This window comes from Microbacterium binotii (genome assembly GCF_021398715.1).
GTDB lineage: Bacteria > Actinomycetota > Actinomycetes > Actinomycetales > Microbacteriaceae > Microbacterium > Microbacterium binotii_A.
In genome coordinates this window covers 2,449,474-2,467,950 of the sequence record NZ_CP090347.1, presented here as the reverse complement: position 1 = coordinate 2,467,950, position 18,477 = coordinate 2,449,474, and the positions used below count along the sequence as shown (strand labels likewise).

The window sequence follows — 18,477 nt, the reverse complement described above, 5'->3', positions numbered from 1 at the left end:
TTTGTGGGACGGGTGTTACAGGGCGGGGGTTGCTGCTGCGCGTGCGGCGTCGCGTGCCGATGCGGCGTCGTCGGCGGCCAGGGCTGCCTCGGCGATGCGGCGGGCATCCTCGAGGCTGTACTTCAGGAGGGTGGCGCGCACGTCGGCGAGGGCCGTCGGGGCCATCGAGAGGCTCGTCGCGCCGAGGCCGACCAGGACCACGGCCAGCAGCGGATCGGCCGCCGCCTCGCCGCAGATGCCGACGGGCTTTCCGAGCTCGCGCCCGGCCCGACCGGTGGTGCCGATGAGTCCGAGGACCGCAGGGTGCCACGGGTCCTGGAAACCGGCGACGGAGCCGAGGAGGCGGTCGGCTGCCAGGGTGTACTGGGTCAGGTCGTTGGTTCCGATGGACGCGAAGTCGGCGTGCTTCAGCACCCGGTCGGCGAGAAGCGCGGACGAGGGGACCTCCACCATGACGCCGGCGGTCTTGATGCCGAACTCGCGGGCGAGCTCCACGAAGTAGGTCGTCTCCTCGACGGTGGCGACCATCGGTGCCATGACCCAGAGGTCCGCAGGCTCACCGGATGCGGCGACCGCCGCATCCGCTTCGCTCAGCGCCGTCAGCTGCTCGCGCAGGATGTCTTCGTTCGCGCGCAGTGCGCGCAGGCCGCGGAGTCCGAGCGCCGGGTTCTCCTCGTGTGCGTCGTTGAGGAACGCGAGCGGCTTGTCGGCGCCCGCGTCGAGGGCGCGGACGACGACCTTCTTGCCGCGGAACGCGGAGAGCAGGCGCGTGTAGGACTCGCGCTGCTGTGCGACCGTCGGTGCGTTGGCGGAGCTGAGGAAGAGGAACTCGGTGCGGAACAGGCCGACACCTTCGGCGCCGAGCGCGACAGCCTCCGCGGCGCCCTCGGGGTTGCCGAGGTTGGCCAGCAGCGGCACCGCGGTGCCGTCGGAGAGCGCACCGGGCGTGATCGGTGCGGATGCGGCCGCGGCGCGCGCGTCGGCGCGGTTCTGCGCGCGGCGCAGCTCCTCCTCGGTCGGCTCCGTGGTCACGATGCCGGCGGCCGCGTCCACGATGACGACCTGGCCGTCGACGAGGTCTGCGGCAGCCGCAGCGCCCACGATCGCCACGATCCCCTTCTCACGGGCCAGGATCGCGGTGTGCGAGGTGGGGCCGCCTTCGCTCGTGACGAGGGCGAGCACCTGGTCGAGATCCAGCAGCGCGGTGTCGGCGGGAGCGAGGTCGGTGGCCACCAGCACGTAGGGATGACCGGGCTCGGGGAGGCCGGGAGCCGCGACGCCCCGCAGGCGGGCGATCACACGCTGAGCCACATCGTCGAGGTCCGCGGCGCGCTCGCCGAGGTAGCCGCCGACGGCGACGAGGGTGTCGCGGAAGCTTGCGAAGGCGTCGTACACGGCGCGCTCGGCGGTGGCGCCGGCGGCGAGACGCGTGTCCACCTCGGACTCCAGCGCCGGGTCCTCGGCCATCATCGCCTGGGCCTCCAGGACGTCCTGTGCAGCGCCGCCGGCGGTGGCGCCGCGCTGCTCGAGCTCACGCGCGACGGCTGCGACGGCCTCGCGCACTCGGGCGGTCTCGGCGGCGACGTCGAGCGTCGAGGGCTCGTCGGCGGGGGCGGGAAGCGGTGCGGCCATGCGGGCGACGGGGCCCTGCGCGACGCCGAGTCCGATACCGACTCCGGGAATGGTGGTGCTCATGGTGTGTCTCCTCAGGCGGCGTCGTGGTCGGTGGTCAGCAGGTCGGCGAGACGGTCGAGGATCGCCTCGGCGTCGCCGCCGTCCACGGTCAAGGTCACGTAGTCGCCGTAGTCCAACCCGAGCGAGATGACGCCGAGGATGCTCGCGGCGTTCGTCGCCGCCCCCGAGTCCTTCGCGATCGTGACCGGGACTCCCGCATCCTTGGCCGCCTGGGCGAAGAGCTTCGCGGGGCGGGCGTGCAGGCCGTGCGACGAGCCGATGCGCACAGTACGGGTTGCGAGGGACATGTGGGTGCCTTTCCTTCTCAGGCCGTGGGGCCGGGCAGCGACGCGGTCGCGTTCGTGATCAGGTCGAGCGTTCGCCGACCGTCTCGGTCCGTGAAGATGTCCTCGGGTAGGACGATCACGGAAGCTCCGTGGCGCGCCGCATCCTCTCGGATGCTGTCCGCCACCTGGGTCAGATGCGGTCCGATGAGCACGAGCTCCGCCTCGCCGATGCGCGCCGCCAACGCGGCGTGCGGTACGGCTTCGGCCTGGAGATCGAGCCCGGCGGACACCGCCGCTCGCTGCAGCCGCTGTGCCACGAATGTGCTCGACGCACCAGCGCCGCACACCACCAGGATCCTCATCGACCCGCCTCCTTCCTCTCCATCCTGTGAACCTCCCGAGAGCGCGGCAACCAGAGGTTCTTCCGCCCCGAGCGGAAATCGCCGCGGCAGGGCAGGCCCCCGTCGTCGCCCACGTGATGGAATGGACTGCCGGTGCCAGCCGGGATCTCGGAGGGTGACGTGACGCGAGCGCGACAGGACAGGGTGCTGGGCATTCTGGTCCGCGAGCGCGATTGGATCACCGCCGGCACGCTCGCCGACCTCCTCGGGGTCACCCCGCGCAGCATCCGCAGCTATGTCACGGCGTTGAACGCGCGTGCCGCGGGGGCCGTCGAGTCGGGTCCGCTCGGCTACCGCGCCGGCGCGGAGGCGGCCGCCACGCTGCGCGATCACCCGACGGATGCGGGAACCCCGCGCGACCGGCTCCACACGATCGTGCGGGCGCTGCTCGCCGGGGACGCGGGCATCGACGTCTTCGACACGGCGGACCGGCTGTTCGTCAGCCCCGCCACCCTCGAGTCCGACCTCGCCCGGGTGCGAGGCCTCCTGGGGGGAACGGATCTGGTGCTGGAGCGTTCCGCGTCCAGGGCGCGGCTCATCGGTTCCGAAGCAGCACAGCGCAGGCTCCTCAGCCGTCTCGTGCACGACGAGATGGATGAGGGGGCTTTCGACCTCTCGGCGCTGCGGCGCACCCTGGGAGAGGAGTCCGTCGCGCCGCGGGCGTTCGGCCAGTTCAAGGCGGAGCTGGTCGCGCAGCTGAGCGAGCTGGGCTACTACGTGAACGAGTTCGGAATCGCCGACGTGCTGATGCACATCGCGATCTCCGCCGACCGGGTCTCTCTCGGTCGCGCGTTGGACGAGGCCGCGACGACGCCGACAGATGCGCAGGCGGCGATCGCCGGGGTCATCGACGAGCTCGCGCAGGAGCACCTCGGGGTGCGCCTGGGGACGGGAGACACCATCCACCTCGCCACGATCGTGCTGACGCGCATCGTCGCCCCCGGCGCCGCCGACTCGGCACGAACGCCCCTCGACGCCGAGGTGGAGCAGGTGGTGAGCGAGGTGGTGGCGGAGGCCGCATCCGAGTTCCTCGTCGACATCCTCGCGCCTGAGTTCGTGCAGCGCCTGAGTCTGCACGTGCAGAACCTGCGGCTTCGCGCGCGGGAGAACGCGTGGTCGCGCAACCCCCTGACCCGCTCGCTGAAGTCGACGTACCCGATGATCTTCGACGTCGCCGTCTACATCGCGAGCCGCTTGCAGGAACGCCTCGACATCCCTCTCCTGGACGACGAGATCGCCTACATCGCGATGCACGTCGGCGGACAGCTCGAGCGCAGCCGCCGCTCCGACAACCTGTTGACGGCCACCATCGTGTGCCCGGGATACTACGAGCTGCACGAGCTGCTGCGATCGAGCGTCGACCGCTCGCTCGGCCAGGCGATCGAGGTCGTGGACGTCGAGACGCGGGTCGATCCCGATTGGTCCTCGATCGACACGGACCTCGTCCTGACCACCATCGACGCGCCCGTGTCGGGGGAGCGCTTCGTGCGGATCCAGCCGTTCCTGACCCCCGGCGACATCGAGCGCGTGCAGGCCGTCGCCGGCCGCATCCGCCGTGGACGACGCCTCGCGCGCCTGCGCGCCGAGCTGGAGCGCTACTTCGACGCGACGTCGTTCGTGCGCGGGCTCGATGCGTCCGAGGGCGAGGAAGGTGTCATCCGTCAGCTCGGCGGTCTGCTGGTGCAGCGCGGTGTCATCGACGCGGACTACGTCGAGCGCGCCATCGAGCGCGAGCGCCTGTCATCGACGGCGTTCACCGACGCGCTCGCCGTGCCGCACGCGATTGGCATGACCGCGGTGCGCACGGCCATCGCGATCGGCATCGCCGACCCGCCGATGCCGTGGGGCGATTCGCGGGTGCAGGTCGTCGCGCTCGCGGCGTTCTCCGAGACCGACCGCGAGGCGTTCCAGACCGTGTTCGAGCAGTTCGTCGAGGTGTTCAGCGAACGCGATTCGGTACAGCGGATCGTGCGTCGCGGCACCGACTTCTCCGCCTTCCTCGACGAGCTCGTCGCCGTCATCGACGGCTGACTCCGGCCGCGCGGGCGAGGATCCCCAGGCGCTCGCCGCCCTCGCCTGCCGCCCCCGAATCTTGCGTGTCTTAGTCGTGCACGTTTTGGAGCGTCGTGGCGTGAACGTCTGAGACACGGGCGGCGTGGGGTCGGTGCGTGTCTCAGTCGTGCAGGCTTCGGGCGCGATTCACGTGAACGAGTGAGACACGGCGATGCCGGGCCCCGACGCGGACGCCGGGCCCCCACGCGGATGCCGCGCCCCCGACGCGGATGCGGCGCATCAGCGGATGCGGGCGGTCAGCGGTGGCGGAGACGGGCGGTCAGCGCGGCGCGGACCGTCGGCCACTCGCCGTCGATGATCGAGAAGACGACGGTGTCGCGCATCGTTCCGTCCGACCACACCGTGTGATTGCGCAGGACGCCGTCCTGTTTGGCGCCGAGTCGGGCGATAGCGGCGCGCGACTGATGGTTGTGCCAGTGGGTGCGGAACTCGACCGCTCCGCATCCGAGCTGGTCGAACGCGCGCTCCAGGAGCAGGAGCTTGGCGGCCGGATTGATGCCGATGCCCTGGGCGGCGCGCCCCATCCAGGTCGACCCGATCTCGAGTCGCCGGTTGGTCTCGTCGAGGTTGAGGTAGGTCGTCATGCCGACGGCGCGGCCGTCGCGCACCGACACGATCGCCCACGGGGCGACGAGGCCGGCCCGCTGTCGTTCGAGTCGACTCTCGATCTCGTCCCGCATGCCCTCCGGCGAGGGGATGCGGGTGTACCAGGTGCGCCAGAGCTCATCGACCGCGACCGCCGCCGCGAGGTCGTCGGCGTGCTCGGGCGCCAGCTGCTCGAGACGCACGTGGGCGTTCTCGAGCAGCGGGGCCTCGGACCATCCGCTCACGAACGCGCGTCCAGCAGCGCCCGCACCCCGTCGCTCAGGGCGGCGATGCGCTCGGTCGCATCCGTCGCCGACTCTCCGCGGACGTCAAGGTACGCCTTGAGCTTGGGCTCGGTGCCCGAGGGACGCACGATCACGCGCGAGCCTCCCTTGAGGGTGTAGCGCAGCACGTCGCTCGCGGGGAGCGTCTCCGACCCCTCGCTGAGGTCCTCGACCGCCTTGACCTTCACCTCGCCGATGCGCGACGGGGGATCCGCCCGCAGGCTCGACATGATCGTGCCGATGATCGAGAGGTCCTGCACGCGCACCGAGATCTGGTCGCTCGCGAAGAAGCCGAACGTCCGGTCGAACTCGTCGAGCAGATCCTGCAGCGTCCTTCCGGAGCCACGGGCCTCGCTCGCGAGCTCGAGCGCCGCGACGGCCGCCGAGATGCCGTCCTTGTCGCGCACGGTCTCGGGGTTCACGAGGTAGCCGAGCGCCTCCTCGAAGCCGAAGATCAGCTCGGGCGCGCGCGAGATCCACTTGAAGCCGGTGAGGGTCGCGGCGAAGCCCAGACCGAAGTGCTCGGCGACAGTCTGGAGCCCGGGGGAGGAGACGAGCGAGCAGGCGAGTGTTCCGGATGCGCCGGCCTCCGCAGCCTTGCGCGCCGCGCGCCAGCCGAGCAGCAGCCCGATCTGGTTGCCCGTCAGACGGCGCCAGCCGCCTTCCGCATCCGCGTCGGGCACGGCCACCGCGAGGCGGTCGGCGTCGGGGTCGTTGGCGATGACGAGTTCCGCATCCGCCTCCCGCGCCGTTTGGAAGGCGAGGTCCATCGCGCCGGGTTCCTCCGGATTCGGGAAGGCGACGGTCGGGAAGCGCCCGTCCGGCTCGGCCTGCGCGGCCACCTGGACGGGCTCGGGGTACCCGGCCGCGGCGACGATGCGCCCCAGCGTCTCCCCGCCCACGCCGTGCATCGCGGTGTAGACCCAGCGCAGTCCCTCGGCGCCTGCAGGCGCGGGCCCGACGGCGGCGGTGGCCGAGACGTACGCTTCGACGACCTCCTCGGATGCGGTGCGGTATCCCAGCGAGCGGGGGATCTCGCTCGCCGAGACCTCCGTCGCGATGCGCGAGATCTGCGCCGCGATCTCGCCATCGGCGGGGGGCACGATCTGCGATCCGTCGTCGGCGCCGCCGAGGTACACCTTGTAGCCGTTGTCGTTCGGCGGGTTGTGGCTCGCGGTGACCATGACCCCCGCGTCCGCATCCAGATGCCGGACGGCGAAGGCGAGGACCGGAGTGGGCAGCAGCCTCGGCAGCAGCACGGCGTCCAGCCCCGCCCCCGCGAAGATCTCCGCCGAGTCGCGCGCGAAGACGTCCGAGTTGCGGCGTCCGTCGTAGCCCACCACGACGCGAGGCGTGTGACCTTCGGCCGTATTGGCCGAAAGATAGGCGGCGAGCCCCGCGGCCGCCTGCGCGACGAGTACGCGGTTCATCCGGTTGCTGCCCGCACCGAGCTCGCCGCGGAGCCCGGCGGTGCCGAACGCGAGGCGGGTGCCGAAGCGGTCGTCGAGATCGGCGAGAGCGGATGCGTCGCCCGCATCCGCTCTGGCGAGGAGGTCGGTGAGCTCCTCACGCGTCTCGGGGTCGGGGTCCTGCGCGAGCCACGCGCGGGCGGCCTCCACGGCGTCGCTCACAGCCGGCCGATCACGCGGGCGAGGAGATCGGAGATCACGGGCTCCGCCTCGCGGCCCGCCTCGATCACCTCGGCGTGGCTGAGCGGAGTGGGCGAGATGCCCGCGGCGAGGTTGGTGATGAGCGAGAAGCCCAGCACCTCCATCCCGGCCTGACGGGCGGCGATCGCCTCGAGAGCGGTCGACATGCCGACGATGTGTCCACCGATGATCTTGGCCATCTGCACTTCGGCCGGCGTCTCGTACTGCGGCCCGCGGAACTGGCAGTAGACGCCCTCATCCAGGCTCGGGTCAACGGTGCGAGCGAGATCGCGCAGGCGCGAGGAGTAGAGGTCGGTGAGATCCACGAACGTCGCACCCTCGAGCGGAGAGTCCGCGGTGAGGTTGATGTGGTCGCTGATCAGCACGGGCGTCCCGGGCTTCCAGTGCTCCTTGATGCCGCCGGCGCCGTTGGTGAGCACCATGGTGCGCGCGCCGGTCGCGGCGGCCGTACGCACGCTGTGCACGACGCGGCGGGTGCCGTGGCCCTCGTAGTAGTGCGTGCGCGCGCCGATGACCAGCACGTGCGTGCCCGCAGGCGTGCGGACGCTGCGAAGCGTGCCGACGTGGCCTTCCAGCGCCGGCTTGCTGAAGCCGGTGACCTCCGGCGCGTCGATCGTCGCGACGGTCTCACCGATGAGCTCCGCGGCCTTGCCCCAGCCGCTGCCGAGCGTGAGGGCGATGTCGTGCTGGGCGACGCCGGTGAGGCGCGCGATGTCGTCGGCGGCGCGGCGGGCGATCTCGAACGGATCGGCCGCCGGGTCGTCGAGCGGGTTGAGGGGGGTCGTTGCCATGTCCCCACCTTATGAACCCGAGGCCCGGTGGGCCACATCGACGCTCGCCGCAGCCCCCGATTCGTCGGCGCGCGCCGTCGGGGGAGAGAATGAGCACCATGTCTGCGAGCTTCGAGAGCGCCCAGCGCGTCGCGATCATCGGTGGTGGCCCGGGCGGCTACGAAGCGGCGCTGGCGGCGGCCCAGCTGGGAGCCGAGGTGACGCTCGTCGAACGCGCCGGTGTCGGCGGGTCGGCGGTGATCACGGACGTCGTTCCCTCGAAGTCCCTCATCGCCACGGCGGATGCGGCTGTCGCCATCGCCGGGGCGAGTGATCTGGGCGTCCAGCTCTTCGCGAAGGACGGCACCGGCAAGCCCCTGCAGCCGCAGGTGGCGATCAACCTCGCTGCCGTGAACAAACGGCTCCTCTCGCTCGCCCGTCAGCAGTCCGACGACATGCGCGCCTCGCTCGTGTCCGCGGGCGTGCGCATCATCTCGGGTCACGGCCGTCTCGACGGACCCGGCGCGGTGGTCGCCTCCACCGGTCCCGGCGGCACGGACTTCGACCGGGTGGAGGCAGACACGCTCGTGGTCTCCGTCGGCGCCTCCCCGCGTCAGCTCGCCACCGCCAAGCCCGACGGCGAACGCATCCTCACGTGGACCCAGCTCTACGACATGAAGACCATCCCCGAGCACCTCATCGTGGTGGGCTCGGGCGTGACGGGCGCGGAGTTCGCGTCCGCCTACATGAACCTCGGCGCCAAGGTGACGCTCGTCTCCAGCCGCGACCAGGTGCTTCCCGGCGAGGATGCGGATGCCGCGGCGGTGCTCGAGAAGGTCTTCGCCCGCGGTGGCATGACGCTGCTGGCGAAGGCGCGCGCCGAGCGCGCCGAGAACACCGGCGACGGCGTCCGAGTGACCCTCGCCGACGGGCGCACGATCGAGGGCAGCCACTGCCTCATGGCCGTGGGCTCCATCCCGAACACGGCGGGCATCGGCCTCGAGGAGGCCGGCGTCGAGACGACGGAGTCCGGCCACATCCGGGTCAACCGCGTCGCGCGCACCTCGGTGCCCAACATCTACGCGGCGGGGGACTGCACGACCTTCGTCCCGCTCGCCTCCGTCGCCGCGATGCAGGGGCGCACGGGGATCTTCCACGCCCTCGGCGACGTGGTCATCCCGCTCGAGCAACGACGCATCGCCGCCAACATCTTCACCGCGCCCGAGATCGCGACGGTCGGCTGGCAGGAGAAGGACATCCGCGACGGCGCCATCAACGGCGTCGTGTGCAAGATGCCGCTCGCGGCCAACCCGCGCGCCAAGATGATGGGCATCAAGGACGGCTTCGTCAAGATCATCGCGCGCGAGGGCAGCGGAACCGTCATCGGCGGCACGATCGTCGGCCCGCGCGCATCCGATCTCATCTACCCGATCGCCATCGCCGTGGAGCGCCGTCTGACCGTCGATCAGGTGTCGCGCGTGTTCACGGTGTACCCGTCGCTGTCGGGCTCTGTGACCGACGCGATGCGTGCCATGCACGTGATCGAGCCGGCCACCGAAGACGAGGACTGATCCGGATGCGGCCACGCGCCGCAGCCGCCGATGTCACCGCGCCGCGCGCTCGTTTCGTCGCGGCCGCACCTCTGCGCACCCGCGGCAGGGAATGACGGCGGCAGGTGCGCAGAAGTGGCGCAGCTGCGCACATGCGACGCAACCCGGGCACCCGGGCGGGTGGCCCGGACGGGTCAGTTGATGGTCAGGAGCTGGTGCCCCGCGGAGACCGTGGTGCCGGCGGCGGCGTTGATCGCGCCGACCACGCCGTCCTTGTGCGCCTGGATCGGCTGCTCCATCTTCATCGCCTCGAGGACGACGACGAGGTCGCCCTTGACGACCTGCTGACCCTCAGAGACCGCGATCTTGACGATCGTCGCCTGCATCGGCGCCTTCACGGCATCGCCCGAAGCGCCCGCGTTGGCGGTGGTCTGGTGCGAGCGACGTGACGGCGGCACCGCGGCGGGGCGACCGGTCTGCGCAGGTGCTGCGGCGATCCGGTCGGGCAGGCTCACCTCGAGGCGCTTCCCGCCGACCTCGACGACGACCGTGTGCCGCTGCTCGGGCTGCGCGATGTCGCCGAGCTCGCCGTCCCACGCGGGGATCTCGTTCACGTACTCGGTCTCGATCCAGCGCGTGTAGACGCCGAAAACGCCGTCCTCGGCGGTGAACGCCGGCTGACGCACGACGTCACGGTGGAACGGGATGACGGTGGGCAGGCCCGCGACCTCGAACTCGTCGAGGGCGCGACGCGCCCGGGCGAGCGCCTCCGCGCGATCACGGCCCGTGACGATCAGCTTCGCCAGCAGCGAGTCGAACGCGCCCGAGACGACGTCGCCCGCGGTGACACCCGAATCGAGACGGATGCCGGGGCCGCCGAAGGTCTTGAAGACCTTCACCGGACCGGGCTGGGGGAGAAAGCCCCGTCCCGGGTCCTCGCCGTTGATGCGGAACTCGATCGAGTGGCCGATGGGGGCCGGGTCGTCGTAGCCGATCAGCTCGCCCTCGGCGATGCGGAACTGCTCGCGGACGAGGTCGATGCCGGTGACCTCTTCGGAGACCGTGTGCTCGACCTGCAGGCGGGTGTTGACCTCGAGGAAGGAGATCGTCCCGTCCGCGCCGATGAGGAACTCGCAGGTGCCGGCACCGAGGTAGCCGACCTCGCGCAGGATGGCCTTGGAGGACTCGTAGAGGATGCGGTTCTGCTCCTCGGTCAGGAACGGCGCCGGCGCCTCCTCGACGAGCTTCTGGTGGCGGCGCTGCAGCGAGCAGTCGCGCGTGGAGATCACGACGACGTTGCCCGCCGCATCCGCCAGGCACTGCGTCTCGACGTGGCGCGGCTTGTCGAGGTACTTCTCGACGAAGCACTCGCCGCGTCCGAACGAGGTGATCGCCTCGCGGGTCGCGGACTCGAAGAGCTCCGCGACCTCGTCGAGCTCGCGCGCCACCTTGAGGCCTCGGCCGCCGCCGCCGTAGGCGGCCTTGATGGCGATGGGCAGTCCGTACTGCTCAGCGAAGGCGATGACCTCGTCGGCGCCCGAGACGGGGCCGGGGGTTCCCGGGGCGAGCGGGGCGCCGACCTTCTCGGCGACATGGCGGGCTGTGACCTTGTCGCCGAGCGCCTCGATGGCGTCGGGCGAGGGGCCGATCCAGGTGGCGCCTGCGCCGATCACCGCGCGGGCGAAGTCCGCGTTCTCGGCGAGGAAGCCGTATCCGGGGTGCACCGCGTCGGCGCCGGCACGGCGGAGGACGGAGAGGATCTTCTCGATCGAGAGGTAGGTCTCGGCGCCGGTGGTGCCATCGAGGGCGTAGGCCTCGTCGGCGAGACGCACGTGAAGCGCATCCCGATCCTGGTCGGAGTAGACCGCGACGGAGGCGATCCCGGCGTCACGAGCGGCACGGATGATGCGTACGGCGATCTCGCCGCGGTTCGCGATGAGGACCTTGGCGATGCGAGGCATGAGTGCCAGCCTAGCGAGAGGTTGCCGTGTCTTTTTGACCGAACTCAACAAGAACAAATAAATCTGTTCGGGAGAACCTACAACCGTCCCGACGCGGGTTCAGTCGGTGGAGGGACCCCACAGATCGGTCCACGTCACCCCGAGCTCGCGGCACAGGGTCCGCAGCGTCGACAGCGACATCCCCACCACCGTCGACGGGTCGCCCTCGACGCGGGTGATGAAGGGGCCGCCGAGACTGTCGACGGTGAAGGCGCCTGCCACCAGCAGCGGTTCGCCCGTCGCGACGTAGGCGGCGATCTCCGCATCCGTGACGTCCGCGGCGAAGGTCACGGACGCCGCGGCGACGGCGTGCGCCTCGACGGGCGCTGCGCCGGGAGCGAGCCGGACCACGCTGTGCCCCGAATGCAGCACGCCCGTGCGGCCGCGCATGTCGTGCCACCGGGCCGTCGCGGTTTCCGGTGTGTAGGGCTTGCCGAGGATCTCGCCGTCGAGCTCGAACATCGAGTCGCCGCCGATCACGACGCCGTCGAAGTCCTCCCCGTCCTCCTCGAGCGCGGCGACGACGGCCGCCGCCTTGCGCCGCGCGAGCAGCAGCACGTGCTCCGTGGGGGTGAGCGTGCGCTTCTCCGCGGCCTCGACGGCGGCGACCACCGCCTCCTCGTCGACGTCGGGGGCGGCGGTGCGCGGTTCGATCCCCGCCTGGCGAAGCAGCATGAGCCGGGCGGGCGATGTCGAGGCGAGGAGCACGCGCATCCCTCCACGGTAGCCCGTCGTCCGTGCGCGCCCGCCGGAGCGGGGGTCGCCGCTGGGCGGGCGTGTGCGAAGCTCGAAGGATGGATGCCGGAACGCACCTCGAGCTCGAGATCACCGATGTCGCCCACGGCGGCGTCTTCGTCGCGCGGCACGGTGATGAGCGACGCGTCGTCTTCGTGCCGGACACGCTGCCCGGTGAGCGCGTGCGAGTGCGTCTGACCGACACCTCCAAGAAGTCCTTCTGGCGGGCAGAAGTCGTCGAGGTCCTCGACGCATCACCGCACCGGCAGCCGCATGTCTGGGCGCAGGCCGACCTGTCGGTGCCCGCCGAGGACCGTCCCGGCGGTGCGGACTTCGGCCACATCGTCCTGCCCCAGCAGCGGGCGCTCAAGCTCCGCGTGATCGAGGACGCTCTGGCACGCATCGGACGGCTGTCGCTTCCGGCGACCATGGAGGCGGCGCACACGAGTGCGACCGGCGAGACCGAGAGCGCGGACGGTACCGGGTGGCGCACGCGGGTGAGCCTGCACGTCGACGCGGAGGGGAACATCGGTCCCTTCGGGGCGCGCAGTCACCGGGTCGTGCCCGTTCGCGAGCTGCCGCTCGCGACGTCGGCGATCGGGGATGCGGCGGCGGGGCTGGCCCGCGCGAAGCCTGGGCGCGTCGAGCTCGTCGAGCCCGCCGACGGCCGGGTGCGGGTGATCGCGCGACCCGACGCGCGTGAGGGCGCCGCGCGGCCCGAGGTGGTCACCGAGCGGGTGGGGGAGCGCGCCTTCCGTGTGGACGCGGGCGGGTTCTGGCAGGTGCACCGCCTGGCGGCGGCCACTCTGACCGCGTTGGTGAGCGACGCGCTCCACGACGTCGGCGTGGATCCGGAGGGGTGGCACCTCGACCTGTACGGCGGCGTCGGGCTGCTCGCGGCCGCGATCGGCGACGCCGCAGGCCCCTCCGCTCGCATCACGAGCGTGGAGTCCAACGCCCGCGCCACCGAGCACGCGGGGCACAACCTGGCGCAGTGGGTGGGCGCACGGGCCGAGACGGCGCGGGTGGAGCGGTGGGTGGCCGACCTCGCGAACAATGCGAGCAGCGATCAGCGCGCCCGACTCTCGCGGGGGGTCGTCGTGCTCGACCCGCCTCGTTCGGGCGCGGGCAAGGACACCGCGCGCGCGATCGCCGGGCTCGAGCCGGCCGCCATCGTCTACGTCGCGTGCGACCCCGTCGCACTCGCGCGGGACCTCGCCGAGTTCCGCCTGCACGGTTATGACGCCGAGGCGGTCCGCGGGGTCGACCTGTTCCCGCACTCCCACCACGTCGAGGCGATCGCCACTCTTCGGCGGACGGGCGCACGGCTAGCATGAGCGCATGACGCGCGTCGCCTTCATCGACGACCACGAGTCGGTGCGGCTCGGGGTGGAGGCCGCCTGCGCGCGGACCGGCACGACCGACGTCGTCTATTCCGGAGCGTCCGTCACGTCGTACCTCGCGTGGCGCGCGGACGGGGGAGAGCAGGCCGACGTCGTGGTGCTGGATCTCACCCTCGGCGACGGCACGACGGTCACCGAGAACGTCACCCGGTTGACGGGCGACGGCTCGGCGGTGATCATCTACAGCGTCGCGGATCGGCCCGCATCCGTGCGCGAAGCCCTGCTCGCCGGAGCGGTCGGCGTCATCAGCAAGGCCTCGCCGATCTCGGACGTCGTCGGAGCGATCGCGACGGTGGCGAGGGGGGACGTGCTGAACACCGTCGAGTGGGCCAGTGCGATCGAAGGGGACCGTGCTTTCGCGGATGCCCAGCTCTCGACGCGCGAACGCGAGGTGCTGAAGCTGTACGCCGCGGGGCTTCCCCTGAAGATCGTGGCCGATCGCCTGGGTATCGCCTTCTCGACAGCCAAGGAGAACATCACGCGCATCCGCGTGAAGTACGTCGAGGTCGGCAGGCCCGCTCCCACCAAGGTCGACCTGCTGCGGCGCGCGCTGGAGGACGGACTGCTCACGGAGCAGTCGGTGGGCGCCCATGACCGATAGCCGACCGTTACGGGTCCTCCGCGAAGAGCTCGAGAGCACCGGTATCCCCGGCATCGCCTCGTTCACGCGGGAGCGGGTCGAGCGCGTCATGGCGGTGTCGGTCGCCCTCGCCTTCGGCGCACTCGGCGCGCAGGCCTTCTTCGCGGCCCTGGGAGCGCGGGACGTGCGGGAGGGGTGGGAGCTCGCTCTCATGCTCGTGGTCTTCGTCCCGTTCGTGGTCATGGAGGTCACGTTCTTCACTGGCCGCTTCACGCTCTTCGGCGGACGCTTCTTCGTCGTCGCCTACACCGCGTCCCTCGTCGTCTGGCCATGGGCCACGGCCGGGTCGGAGACCGCGATCACGTATCAGCCGTGGATCTACTTCCTGGTGACCGTCGCCACCGTGGCGAGCGTCATCGTCTTTCCTCGTCCCGCCCACGTCGCGATCACCGTGCTCCTGCCTTTCGTGTACGGGCTCGTCCGGATGATCGAGCTGCGCTTCGTGGCGGATGCGTGGATCGCGGTGTCGCTGGACACCTCCTTCTCCCTCATCCTGGGGAGCGTTCTGATGATGCTCGCGTGGACGTTCCGCACCGCGTCCTCGACGATCGACGAGCGGCGCCTGCGCGCGGTGAGCTCCTACGCGCAAGCCGCCGCCGTGAACGCCACGGAACGCGAACGCGTCGCGGTCGCGGCGCTCATGCACGACAGCGTGCTGGCGGCGCTGCTGGCCGCGGAACGTGCCGAGACACCGCGTGAGCGCGATCTGGCCGTCTCCATGGCCCGCGAGGCCCTGACCCGGCTGGCGAACACCGATCGGGATGTCGGCGAAGGCAGCGACGCGCCGGTGCCGGCGGAGGCGATCGTGGCCGACATCCGGCGGACGATCGATGATGCACGCTGCCCGGCGGAGCTCGTCGTCGACCTCGACCCCGACACCCCCGAGGTGCCCGGCCGGGTTGCGCGGGCGCTGGCGCTCGCAGCAGCCCAAGCCATCTCCAATGCGGTGGAGCACGCCGCGGGGACGGGGCTCGTGGTGCGCGTGAGCGGCAGTGCGCGGCCCGGCCGTGTGGTCATCGTCGTCGCCGACAGCGGGCCCGGCTTCGACATCGACGACGTTCCCGCTGACCGGCTCGGCATCCGTGCATCCATCCTGGCGCGGGTGAGCGCGTTCGGCGGGAGCGCCGACGTGGTCTCCTCCAAGGACGGAACCCGGGTGACGATGACGTGGCGGGCGGTGGGCCCATGATCAGCATCCGATTCGTCGTCATGATGCTCGGCCTCGCCTTCACCGGCTTCCTCGTCGCGCGCGCCTCATGGGTCACCGGTCCCGTTCGCGAGCCGCTTCTGCTGTGGAGCGCGCTCATCCTCTTCCTCCTCGTCGCGTGGCTCTGCATCTTCTGGGGGATGACCTCGGGACTGCGCACGCGCAGCCAGGAGATCACCGTTGCGCGGGGGAGCGACCGGCTGCCCATGTGGCTGTGCGTGGCGGCGCTGCTGGTCTCGATGGTGCTGCCGCCGCTGATCTCCGTGGCGATCCCGCCGGAGGCTCGCACCGAGCAGTACGCCACGTGGTACATCGGAGGCCTGGGAGCTCTGATGACCATCCTCGTCATCCGCCGGAGGCCGTGGGCGGCCTGGAGCGGCACCGCGGTGCTCGCGGGGTGGTCGATGGTGCTCCTCGGGCCGATTCCCGCGCTCGGTCTCGGACTGGTGGGTTCGGTGGTCTGGGTGACCGGCGCCCACTTCTTCACGTTCGCGCTGGACCGCGCGGCGCGCGACACCGAACGGCTCGGCGAACTGCAGCGCACCGCATCGGCCGTGCAGGCGGCGCAGGGGTCGCAGCAACGGGAGCGGCGAATCCAGGTGCAGCGCGCGCTCGCCGTGGCCGGTCCGGTGCTGGCGCGCACGATCGCGACCGGCGGCCGCCTCTCGGAGGACGAGCGCACCGATGCCCGCATCGCCGAGGGGCGTCTGCGCGATGAACTGCGCGGGCCGCGTCTCCTGGACGCCGATGTGCGCGAGGCATTGGATGCGGCGCGCAGGCGCGGTGCCATGGTCACGATGTTCGACGAGGGCGGTCTGGACGGGCTTGCCGAAGAGCAGCTGCACGTCATCCGCGCCGAACTCGCCCAGACGCTGCGCTCGGCGCGATCCGAGCGCCTCTACATCCGCACCTCGCCCGACGAGCGGGTCGCCGTCACCGTCGTCGGACGCGCCTCATCGACTCTCGGTCTGTCCGACGAGGACAGCGTGGATCTCTGGCGCGAGATCGAGCACCCGGCCGGCTGAGTCCCGCGGTCCTGCGAGCCGCGGTGCGCCTGCACCGTCAAAAGGAAAGGAGACGAGGGGCGGCGAGTCGCTCGCCCCTCGTCTCCGGGCGAGTGGTTACCCGAAAACCACCCGCAAGATCGAACCCGGTTGGTGCACCCTGACGGTCAACGGGCCGATCGAACGCGAAGATGCGTTCCAGCTCCTCCAGTATGCGAACGGGGTGCGGGGAGTGTCTGTAGGTACTTTGGGGGACACCTGCGTCGGCGCCCTCCGGCGTGCCTCAGCCGCTGTATCCGCCCCATCCGGCTTCACGCCGGAGCGGCTGTCGGAGCCCGCGCTGCGACAGTGACCACGCGGAGCGCCGGATCGGCTCGGCGGCCACCGCGCCCTGCTCCTCCTGCCGGTAGGCGGCGGCGACGACCGCGATCGCCGCCGCGAGCTCCACCTCGTCCGGATTCCCCTTGCGTACGTCGATCCGCAGCGCTTCGCCCGATTCCTCGAGGGTCATAGCGGGATGTTCCCGTGCTTCTTCGGCGGCAGGCTGGCGCGCTTGCCGCGCAGGGAGCGCAGCGCCTTCGCGATCGCGACGCGGGTCTGAGCGGGTTCGATGATCCCGTCCAGCTCGCCGCGCTCGGCCGCGAGGAAGGGGGATGCCACGTTGTACGTGTACTCGTTCGCCAGCCGTGCACGCACCGCGGCGACGTCCTCGCCGGCTTCTTCGGCACGCTTGATCTCGCCGCGGTAGAGGATGTTCACCGCTCCCTGCCCGCCCATGACGGCGATCTCCGCGGTCGGCCAGGCCAGGTTGATGTCGGCGCCCAGCTGCTTGGAGCCCATCACGATGTAGGCACCGCCGTAGGCCTTGCGCAGGATCACGGTGACGAGCGGGACGGTCGCCTCGGCGTAGGCGTAGAGCAGCTTCGCTCCGCGGCGGATGACGCCCGTCCACTCCTGGTCGGTGCCGGGCAGATAGCCCGGCACGTCGACGAGCGTCACGATCGGGATGGAGAATGCGTCGCAGAATCGGACGAAGCGGCTGGCCTTCTCTCCCGCGTCGATGTTGAGCGTTCCCGCCATCTGCGAGGGCTGGTTGGCGATGACGCCGACCGTGCGGCCCTCGACGCGGCCGAAGCCGATCACGATGTTCGGGGCGAAGAGGGGCTGGACCTCGAGGAACTCCCCGTCGTCCACCACGTGCTCGATGACCTGGTGGATGTCGTAGGGCTGGTTCGGCGAGTCGGGGATCACCGCGTTGAGCGCGCGGTCCGCATCCGTCGTCTCGAACTCGAAGACGCCCTCGTAGCCCGGGACCTCGGACATGTTGTTGTCGGGGAGGAAGCCGATCAGCGTGCGGGCGTAGTCGATCGCGTCATCCTCGTCCTCGGCGAGGTAATGCGCGACGCCGGAGCGTGTGTTGTGCGTGAGGGCACCGCCCAGCTCCTCCATCCCGACGTCCTCGCCCGTGACCGTCTTGATGACGTCGGGTCCGGTCACGAACATCTGGCTCGTCTTGTCGACCATGATGACGAAGTCGGTGAGGGCGGGGGAGTAGACCGCTCCACCCGCCGCCGGACCCATGATGAGCGAGATCTGCGGGATCACGCCGGATGCCGCGGTGTTCAGGCGGAAGATCTCGCCGTACTTGCCGAGCGCCACCACGCCCTCCTGGATGCGGGCTCCGCCCGAGTCGAGGATGCCGATGCAGGGGCAGCCCGCGCGCAGCGCGAACTCCATGATCTTGATGATCTTGTCGCCGGCGACTTCGCCGAGCGAGCCGCCGAAGGTGGAGAAGTCCTGCGCATACACGGCGACCGTGCGACCGTGGATGGTGCCGGTTCCGATCACGACGGAGTCGCCGTACGGACGCGAGCGCTCCATGCCGAAGGCCGTCGTGCGGTGACGCACGTACTCGTCCATCTCCACGAAACTGCCGTGATCGACGAGCAGCTCGATGCGCTCACGTGCCGTGAGCTTGTCTTTCGCGTGCTGTTTCGTCTGGGCGTTCTTCTCGGCGTCGACGACCGCTTCCTGATAGCGCTGGCGCAGGTCGGCGATCTTGCCTGCGGTGGTCGAGAGGTCGGGGCTGTCCGTCACGCGTTCCACCCTATCGGCGCCGCCTCCCCTGGCGTTGGAGGGTGTCGACAGGTGTGTGCGGCATCCGCTGTTGGCTGTCTCAGATGCTGTCGACGTG

At 70.9% G+C, this 18,477-nt stretch carries 16 protein-coding genes; 6 read left to right on the top strand and 10 right to left on the bottom strand.

The features are described from left to right. Nucleotides 1–15: 15 nt before the first annotated feature. Genes ptsP through LXM64_RS12200 form a run of 3 tightly spaced genes read right to left on the bottom strand, consistent with a single transcriptional unit; the run spans nucleotide 16 to nucleotide 2,323 of the window. Nucleotides 16–1,695 (bottom strand): phosphoenolpyruvate--protein phosphotransferase, encoded by a 1,680-nt coding sequence (gene ptsP, locus LXM64_RS12210; protein ID WP_234073429.1) that lies wholly within the window; start codon nucleotides 1,693–1,695, stop codon nucleotides 16–18. Nucleotides 1,696–1,706: 11 nt separating this feature from the next. Continuing rightward, nucleotides 1,707–1,982 carry an HPr family phosphocarrier protein gene (locus tag LXM64_RS12205; protein ID WP_137416332.1) on the bottom strand — a complete coding sequence of 92 codons (276 nt, stop codon included), beginning with the start codon at nucleotides 1,980–1,982 and terminating at the stop codon, nucleotides 1,707–1,709. Nucleotides 1,983–1,999: 17 nt separating this feature from the next. Then, nucleotides 2,000–2,323 carry a PTS sugar transporter subunit IIB gene (locus LXM64_RS12200; RefSeq protein ID WP_234073428.1) on the bottom strand — a complete coding sequence of 108 codons (324 nt, stop codon included), beginning with the start codon at nucleotides 2,321–2,323 and terminating at the stop codon, nucleotides 2,000–2,002. A gap of 159 nt (nucleotides 2,324–2,482) precedes the next feature. Between LXM64_RS12200 and LXM64_RS12195 the strand changes: the two genes are divergently transcribed. Continuing rightward, complete coding sequence (locus tag LXM64_RS12195) at nucleotides 2,483–4,393, top strand: BglG family transcription antiterminator (RefSeq protein WP_234073427.1); 1,911 nt, start codon at nucleotides 2,483–2,485, stop codon at nucleotides 4,391–4,393. 278 nt (nucleotides 4,394–4,671) lie between these two features. On the opposite strand, the gene LXM64_RS12190 is transcribed toward LXM64_RS12195, so the two are convergent. The 3 genes from LXM64_RS12190 to LXM64_RS12180 are packed head-to-tail and all read right to left on the bottom strand — an operon-like array spanning nucleotide 4,672 to nucleotide 7,765. Continuing rightward, complete coding sequence (locus tag LXM64_RS12190; RefSeq protein ID WP_234073426.1) at nucleotides 4,672–5,265, bottom strand: GNAT family N-acetyltransferase; 594 nt, start codon at nucleotides 5,263–5,265, stop codon at nucleotides 4,672–4,674. Next, entirely contained in the window at nucleotides 5,262–6,935 is a 1,674-nt protein-coding gene (locus tag LXM64_RS12185; protein ID WP_234073425.1) for a phospho-sugar mutase, read from the bottom strand. Before LXM64_RS12185 ends, LXM64_RS12190 begins: the two co-directional genes overlap by 4 nt. Continuing rightward, on the bottom strand, nucleotides 6,932–7,765 hold the full coding sequence (locus LXM64_RS12180) for a purine-nucleoside phosphorylase (RefSeq protein WP_137416336.1): 834 nt from the start codon (nucleotides 7,763–7,765) through the stop codon (nucleotides 6,932–6,934). The genes LXM64_RS12185 and LXM64_RS12180 overlap by 4 nt, the downstream gene beginning before the upstream one ends. Nucleotides 7,766–7,854: 89 nt before the next feature. On the opposite strand from LXM64_RS12180, the gene LXM64_RS12175 reads away from it, so the two are divergent. Further along, the gene (locus LXM64_RS12175) at nucleotides 7,855–9,315 is read left to right on the top strand and encodes an NAD(P)H-quinone dehydrogenase (protein ID WP_419144837.1); all 1,461 of its coding nucleotides are present in this window, start codon (nucleotides 7,855–7,857) and stop codon (nucleotides 9,313–9,315) included. Nucleotides 9,316–9,488: 173 nt separating this feature from the next. On the opposite strand, the gene LXM64_RS12170 is transcribed toward LXM64_RS12175, so the two are convergent. Both LXM64_RS12170 and LXM64_RS12165 read right to left on the bottom strand, forming a co-directional pair. Next, nucleotides 9,489–11,255: an acetyl/propionyl/methylcrotonyl-CoA carboxylase subunit alpha gene (locus tag LXM64_RS12170; RefSeq protein WP_234073423.1), complete on the bottom strand. Its 1,767-nt coding sequence runs from the start codon at nucleotides 11,253–11,255 to the stop codon at nucleotides 9,489–9,491. A 99-nt stretch (nucleotides 11,256–11,354) separates the two neighbouring features. Next, the gene (locus LXM64_RS12165) at nucleotides 11,355–12,008 is read right to left on the bottom strand and encodes a Maf family protein (RefSeq protein WP_234073422.1); all 654 of its coding nucleotides are present in this window, start codon (nucleotides 12,006–12,008) and stop codon (nucleotides 11,355–11,357) included. 80 nt (nucleotides 12,009–12,088) lie between these two features. Between LXM64_RS12165 and LXM64_RS12160 the strand changes: the two genes are divergently transcribed. The 4 genes from LXM64_RS12160 to LXM64_RS12145 are packed head-to-tail and all read left to right on the top strand — an operon-like array spanning nucleotide 12,089 to nucleotide 16,304. Beyond that, on the top strand, nucleotides 12,089–13,366 hold the full coding sequence (locus LXM64_RS12160) for a class I SAM-dependent RNA methyltransferase (RefSeq protein ID WP_234073421.1): 1,278 nt from the start codon (nucleotides 12,089–12,091) through the stop codon (nucleotides 13,364–13,366). A 4-nt stretch (nucleotides 13,367–13,370) separates the two neighbouring features. Next, a complete protein-coding gene (locus LXM64_RS12155) occupies nucleotides 13,371–14,033 on the top strand; it encodes a response regulator transcription factor (protein WP_137416341.1) in 663 nt (220 codons plus the stop codon). Next, on the top strand, nucleotides 14,023–15,261 hold the full coding sequence (locus LXM64_RS12150; RefSeq protein WP_234073420.1) for a sensor histidine kinase: 1,239 nt from the start codon (nucleotides 14,023–14,025) through the stop codon (nucleotides 15,259–15,261). Before LXM64_RS12155 ends, LXM64_RS12150 begins: the two co-directional genes overlap by 11 nt. Continuing rightward, nucleotides 15,258–16,304: a hypothetical protein gene (locus LXM64_RS12145; RefSeq protein WP_234073419.1), complete on the top strand. Its 1,047-nt coding sequence runs from the start codon at nucleotides 15,258–15,260 to the stop codon at nucleotides 16,302–16,304. Before LXM64_RS12150 ends, LXM64_RS12145 begins: the two co-directional genes overlap by 4 nt. 262 nt (nucleotides 16,305–16,566) lie before the next feature. Here the strand turns inward: LXM64_RS12145 and LXM64_RS12140 are convergent, their stop codons facing one another. Together LXM64_RS12140 and LXM64_RS12135 are read right to left on the bottom strand one after the other, a co-directional pair. Then, complete coding sequence (locus tag LXM64_RS12140) at nucleotides 16,567–16,794, bottom strand: acyl-CoA carboxylase epsilon subunit (protein ID WP_234073418.1); 228 nt, start codon at nucleotides 16,792–16,794, stop codon at nucleotides 16,567–16,569. Then, complete coding sequence (locus LXM64_RS12135) at nucleotides 16,791–18,380, bottom strand: acyl-CoA carboxylase subunit beta (protein ID WP_419144836.1); 1,590 nt, start codon at nucleotides 18,378–18,380, stop codon at nucleotides 16,791–16,793. Before LXM64_RS12135 ends, LXM64_RS12140 begins: the two co-directional genes overlap by 4 nt. Nucleotides 18,381–18,477: the final 97 nt, after the last annotated feature.